Source organism: Microbacterium sp. NPDC089189 (genome assembly GCF_040685095.1).
Classification (GTDB): Bacteria; Actinomycetota; Actinomycetes; order Actinomycetales; family Microbacteriaceae; genus Microbacterium.
The window spans coordinates 173,499-179,498 of the sequence record NZ_JBFBHG010000004.1; the positions used below are offsets into that span (position 1 = coordinate 173,499).

Annotated in this window: 5 protein-coding genes; 4 read left to right on the forward strand and 1 reads right to left on the reverse strand. The window is 71.8% G+C overall.

The genetic code is table 11. The features are described 5' to 3' along the window. The first annotated feature begins 62 nt into the window (after window positions 1-62). From AB0N73_RS03945 to AB0N73_RS03960, 4 genes are all read left to right on the forward strand, one after another. Entirely contained in the window at window positions 63-1,370 is a 1,308-nt protein-coding gene (locus AB0N73_RS03945) for an alpha/beta hydrolase-fold protein (protein WP_363560579.1), read from the forward strand. A 114-nt stretch (window positions 1,371-1,484) separates the two neighbouring features. Then, window positions 1,485-2,540, forward strand: coding sequence for a hypothetical protein (locus AB0N73_RS03950; RefSeq protein WP_363560581.1), 1,056 nt, complete (start codon window positions 1,485-1,487; stop codon window positions 2,538-2,540). Further along, the gene (locus tag AB0N73_RS03955) at window positions 2,537-3,343 is read left to right on the forward strand and encodes an ABC transporter ATP-binding protein (protein ID WP_363560583.1); all 807 of its coding nucleotides are present in this window, start codon (window positions 2,537-2,539) and stop codon (window positions 3,341-3,343) included. The genes AB0N73_RS03950 and AB0N73_RS03955 overlap by 4 nt, the downstream gene beginning before the upstream one ends. Next, entirely contained in the window at window positions 3,340-4,632 is a 1,293-nt protein-coding gene (locus tag AB0N73_RS03960; RefSeq protein WP_363560585.1) for an ABC transporter permease, read from the forward strand. The genes AB0N73_RS03955 and AB0N73_RS03960 overlap by 4 nt, the downstream gene beginning before the upstream one ends. Before the next feature lie 354 nt (window positions 4,633-4,986). On the opposite strand, the gene AB0N73_RS03965 is transcribed toward AB0N73_RS03960, so the two are convergent. Beyond that, on the reverse strand, window positions 4,987-5,997 hold the full coding sequence (locus tag AB0N73_RS03965; protein ID WP_363560601.1) for a DUF222 domain-containing protein: 1,011 nt from the start codon (window positions 5,995-5,997) through the stop codon (window positions 4,987-4,989). Between the last annotated feature and the right edge of the window lie 3 nt (window positions 5,998-6,000).

The window sequence follows — 6,000 nt, forward strand, 5'->3', positions numbered from 1 at the left end:
GCGAGGACGTCATCGACACGGAGACGCGCGCGCCGCCTGTTCCCCCGCACTACGGTGAGTGCGTGACCGCGCTGCTCGACATCGACCTCCTCCACGGCCCGGCGGTCGTCGTCGTGTTCTCGGCCGCCGCCGTCACCGCGCTCCTGCTGCTCGCCGTGCGGCCGAGCACACGGTGGCGTCGCGCGCGGTGGATCGTCACCGCACTCGTCGCCGCCGCATCCGGTGCCGCGATCGGAGCCGCCCTCACCTGGCTGCTCAGCGACGTCATGCATCTCTTCGGCGTCGACTTCACGTTCGCCACGCGGATGTGGATCGCCGGGGGCTTCGGCGGCGTTGCCCTGGCGCTCGCATCGCTGTGGCGAGCGACCTGGCGGCGGATCGTCGCCGTTCCGCTCGCGATCGTGCTGTTCGTCGGCACGGCGGCGATGGGAGTGAACATCGCGTTCGGCCAGTATCCGACGGTGCGCGCGGCGCTGGGGCTCAGTGCTTTCGCGGGCATCCCGCTGCCGCCGATCGCCACCGGCAGCGCCGACCGGCCGACGATCGCCACGTGGCAGGCACCCGCCGACATGCCCGCGCAGGGCGTCGTGGCGTCGGTCACGATCCCGGCGACGCAGTCGGGCTTCGCGGCACGCGATGCCGTCGTCTATCTGCCGCCCGCAGCGCTGAGTGCCGACCCGCCGCTCCTGCCGGTCATGATCATGCTGTCGGGCCAGCCCGGACAGCCCGAGGATCCCCTGACCGCGGCCCACCTCAGGGAGTCGGCCGACGCCTACGCGGCGGCGCACCAGGGCCTCGCGCCCATCATCGTGTCGCCCGATCAGCTCGGCTCGCCCGAGAACAATCCGATGTGCGTCGACTCGCCGCTCGGCAACTCCGCGACCTACCTCACGGTCGATGTCCCCGCGTGGATCCGCGCGAACCTGCCCGTGCTGCCGTCGGCGCACGACTGGGCGATCGGCGGGCTCTCGCAGGGCGGCACGTGCTCGATCCAGCTGGGCGCCGCGCATCCCGAGCTCTTCGGCGCGATCCTGGATGCGTCGGGCGAGGAGTTCCCGAAGCTCGGCGACCCGGCCACGACGATCCGCGAGGGCTTCGGCGGCGATGCGGATGCGTACGCCGCGGCCTACCCCGCCGCGATCATGGCCGCGCACGCCCCCTACGCCGACATGTTCGCGGTGTTCGGGGTGGGGAGCGACGACACCGCGTTCCGGCCCGGCATCCAGACCCTCTACGCCGATGCGCAGGCCGCGGGCATGGACGCGACCTACATCGAGTCGCCGGGCAACGCCCACGACGCCGCCACCTGGACGGACGTCTTCCGGCAGGGACTCACCCTCATCGCCGGCCGCTGGGGTCTCGACCGCTGAGCCGGCGTCCGACGCCGGAGCCGTTCCCCGGGCTCCGGTACGCTCTGACCGAACCGACCGAGGACACGGCTGAGTACGACAGCCCGGGTGCCGACGTCTCGCACAAGGAGCTCCGTGGGTATCGCGCGCAAGTGGGTCTTCCCGATCATCCGAATCCTGCTCATCGCCGTCATCGCGGTGGCCCTGGCGAAGCTGGCGTTCGTGCCCGACACGGCCGAGGAGTCGAATCCCGCGGTTCCCACCGGCGCGATCGTGGAACCCCGCATCCCGGTCATGCTCGGCACGGTCACGAACGACGTGGTCGTCACGGCCACGGTCGCCGCCGACCCCGCGGTGCCCGTCAAGTCGACGGCCGCCGGCACGGTCAACAAGATCTTCGTGACGCAGGGGTCGCCGGTCGCGGCGGGCGACGTCGTCTTCGACGTCAAGGTGCCGATCGAACGCGACCCGGCCAAGAGCGTGGATGCCGAGGGCAACCCGCTGCCGCCCATCTTCCGCTACGAGAACGTCACCGCTCCGGCGGGCGGCGTGCTCTCGTCGCTCGCGGTGATCCAGGGTCAGGACGTCACGATCGGCATGGCGGCGGGCCAGGTGGCGCCGCCCACCTTCTCGGTGTCGGGCGCGCTGCAGCCCGAGCAGCAGTACCGGCTGCTCAACCAGCCCACCGAGGCGACCATCACCATCACGGGCGGCCCTGCGCCCTTCACCTGCACGGGGCTGAGCATCTCGACGCCGCTCGCCGGCAGTGGCGACGACGGCGGATCCGCCGCGGGGGCGACGGGCGGCGCCACCGGCGGTGGCGCGACGGGGTCGGGCACGACGGTGAGCTGCGCGGTGCCGGCCGAGGTCACGGTGTTCTCGGGGCTCGCCGCCGAGATGACGATCGCGGGCGGGCGGGCCGAGAACGTGCTCGTCGTCCCCACCACGGCGGTGCGGGGCGCCGCGCAGAACGGCACAGTCTGGGTCTCGACCGCCGATGGCGGCACCGAGGAGCGCGCGGTGGGCCTGGGGCTCAGCGATGGCAGCCAGGTGGAGATCACGGGCGGGCTCGAGGAGGGCGAGGAGATCCTCGAGTTCGCGCCGGGTGCGCTCTCGGGTCCCGCCGAGGGCGAGTGCACGACGTTCCCCGACGGCAGCATGGTCTGCGCCGACCCCATGCCGGTGTCGTGAGCCTGCTGCGGCTGCAGGACGTCACGCGCACCGTCATCCCCACCGACCAACCCGCGCTGACGATCCTCGCGGGTATCGATCTGACGGTGGAGTCGGGCGACCGCATCTCGATCGTGGGGCGGTCGGGCTCGGGCAAGTCGACGCTCCTCAACATCCTGGGGCTGCTCGATCTGCCCACGAGCGGCTCGGTGGAGTTCGATGACCGGCCGGTGCAGAGCTATTCCGGCGCCGAGCGCGACCGGGTGCGCGGAGCCCGGATCGGCTTCGTCTTCCAGCAGTTCAACCTGCTGCCCGGGCGCACCGCGCTCGAGAACGTCGCGATGCCGTTGCTCTACGCCACGGGTCGCTCGTTCTGGCGCCGACGCACGCTGGCGGCCGAGATGCTCGAGCAGGTGGGGCTCGGGCATCGGCTCGACAGCATGCCCGACCGCCTGTCGGGCGGCGAACAGCAGCGCGTGGCCATCGCGCGGTCGCTCGTGCGCGGGCCGAGCCTCATCCTCGCCGACGAGCCGACCGGCGCGCTCGACATCGACACCGGCCAGCACGTCATGGAGCTGATCGACGAGGTGGCCACGCGCACCGGCGCCGCCATGATCACCATCACGCACGACCCGGCGGTCGCGCAGCGCTCGCGCGATCACTATCGCCTCGACCGCGGTGTGCTGACCCCCGTGGACGATCCCGCGGCCGAGCTCCCCAGCCGTCGCGAGCAACGCGCGAAGGTGCTCGCGGCACGCGGCGGCGAGCCGGAGGGGGCGACGGACCCCGCGGCCGACGCCTCCGCCGAGGAGGCGAGCGCATGAAGCGCGTCTTCACCGGATTCCTCGGCGCGGTGCTCGAGGCGTGGCAGGAGCTGCGGGTGCACCGCACGCGCGTGCTGCTCTCGCTCATCGGCGTGGCGGTGGCGGTGTGCTCGCTCACGACGGTCGTGGCGCTCGGCGGTATCGTGCAGCAGGCCAACGCCGAGATGAGCGAGCGCTCCAGCGGGCGCCCGGCCACGCTGTACCTGTCGGCGTACACCACCGACGGCTCCACGCTCGATCCGGAGACCATGGATGCGGCGTGGCGCGCCATGATCGATCGCTACGACATCACGTATGCCAGCCGGGTGATGCAGGCCAGCCAGGTCGTGCCGTTCGTCGACGGCAGTGCGACGGTCGGCGTGCAGGCGGTCGATCAGCCCTACGGCGAGATGCACCGGGTGCGGGTGTCGGAGGGCCGCTGGTTCACAGCCGTCGACACCGAGCAGCTGGCGCCGCGCCTCATCGTCAACGAGGTGTTCTACGACCGCCTGGGCCGCCCCGACCTGGCGACCCATCCCACCGTCGCGCTCGGCGGCGACAGCGTGCCCGGCGGTGCCGCCGGCGCCACGGGCGGCACGCTCGCGGTCATCGTGGGCGTGACGCCCGTCGCGCAGTGGGAGACCGAGCCCACGATGATCATGCTCGCCGAGCAGTTGCAGCGCGTGCAGCAGACGGTCGCGCAGACGCAGGGGGCGCCCGACCCCGCCACGGACCCGTGGGGCGGCGGTGGAAGCTCGACGCAGTACGAGATGTGGGTTCCGCCGGACATCTCGCAGCAGCTCACCACCGTCGTGCAGAGCGACATCCAGGGCGCGCTCGGCGAGGGGGCGATGGTCGACGTTTCGCGTCAGGACTATGCGCAGTACGGCGACGACCCGCTCCTCGTGACCAAGCTCGTCGTCAGCGGCATCGCCGTGCTGGTGCTGCTGCTCGGCGCGCTGGGCCTGGTCAACATCGCGCTCGTGACGGTGCGGCAGCGGGTGCGCGAGATCGGCATCCGGCGCAGCTTCGGGGCGACGGCGGGTCGCGTGTTCTTCGCCGTGATGATGGAGAGCGTCGTCGCGACGGTCGCCGCCGGAGCCCTCGGCGTGGTCGCCGCCATCCTGATCGTGCAGAGCCCGTGGATGCGGGATCTCATCGGCCAGGGCATGATCACCGACTTCCCGCCGTTCCCGGTGGATGCGGCCGTGCTCGGCCTGATCGCGGCGTCCGCGGTGGGCGCGCTCGCGGGGCTGCTGCCGGCGATCGTGGCGGTGCGCGTCAAGGTGATCGACGCCATCCGTTACTAGCGGAGCGGGGACGGAACGCGGACGGAACGGCTGCGACGTCAGCGGCTGCGGCTGCGGCGCCCGCTGATCTGCACGTCGGTGGCCGGTCACAGCGCCCGTCAGCGTCGTGCGCACTGCCCCGAGCGGCGCGTGCCGTCGCCTCTCACATGACGTTGTACACACCGCACTCTCCGCGATCCCGCTCGTCCACGCCCCGCACACCGCCCCGCCCGCACACCCGCGCACCGCCCGTCCGTGCACCCGCGCGACCCGAACCGTCCGCACACCCGCGCTCTCACGTGCGCCACATAATCGCGCCCCGCTCACCGCAAGCCCGCGCACCCGGGGGCGGCCTCCGGGCGCCCGTGTTCGTGTTTAGAAGGGTGGTGGGTGTGCGGGGTTGTCGTTGATGTCGGGGGTGAAGTGGACGGTGGGTGGGGGTGGTTCGTCGATGTAGGTGCGGCCGAGTGGTGATGTCCAGGCGAGGAATCCGTTGCCGAGTTGTGTCACTTTCCATCCGGTGAATTGCTTCATGGAGTGGTGGCGTTGGCAGAGTCCTTCCAGGTTGTCGAGTCGGGTGTGGCCGCCGAGGGTGTAGTCGATGGTGTGGTCGTGTTCGGAGCGGATCGCGGGGACGCGGCATCCGGGGAATCGGCAGTGGGCGTCTCGGGCGCGGAGGTGTCGGCGTAGGTCGGGGGTGGGTTGGTAGCGGTCGGTGGTGAGGACTTGTCCGCTGATGGGGTGGGTGAGGATCCGGTCCCAGCCGGTGCAGGATCCTCCGGCGAGGCGTCGTGCGGTGTCGGCGTCGATGGGGGCGCGTCCGGCGAGGTCGGCAGGGGTCTCGCTTCCGTGGGTGAGGGTGAGGACGGGGACGACGACTTGGACGTGGGCGCGGATCGTCCCGAGCGTGCCGGGGCCGTCGTCGGTGCGCGTCGGGTCGGCGCCGGGTTGGGTGGTGAGGAGCATGTCGGCAAGGAGATCGGCGCGCAACTGATCCATCGTCCGGTTATCCGTCGCGAGCAGTTCATCGTTCGCCGATGCACCCGTCCCGTCCGTGCTGCGGAGTCGTGTGGCGGCTTGCCGGCGGAGGTCTTGGAGCGTCGCGGCTTGGCGGGTGAGGCGGTCGTGGATCGCGTCGCCGAGGATCAGCGGGAGGATGGCGGTGAGTTCGCACATCCCGTCGTCGGTGGGGTGCACGGTCACGGCACGTGTCTCGCGCGCGTCGGCGTGGCGTTCGGTGAGGGTTCGGGGGTGGAGGCGTTCGGCGAGGAGGCGTAGTCCGGTGCGCACCCGCCCCGGAGTGTCGCTCTCGCACTGAGGCAGGGCACGTTGCTCGAACACGGAACGCCGCTCCCGGGGAAGCGGGGCACCGCACTCGACGATCACCCG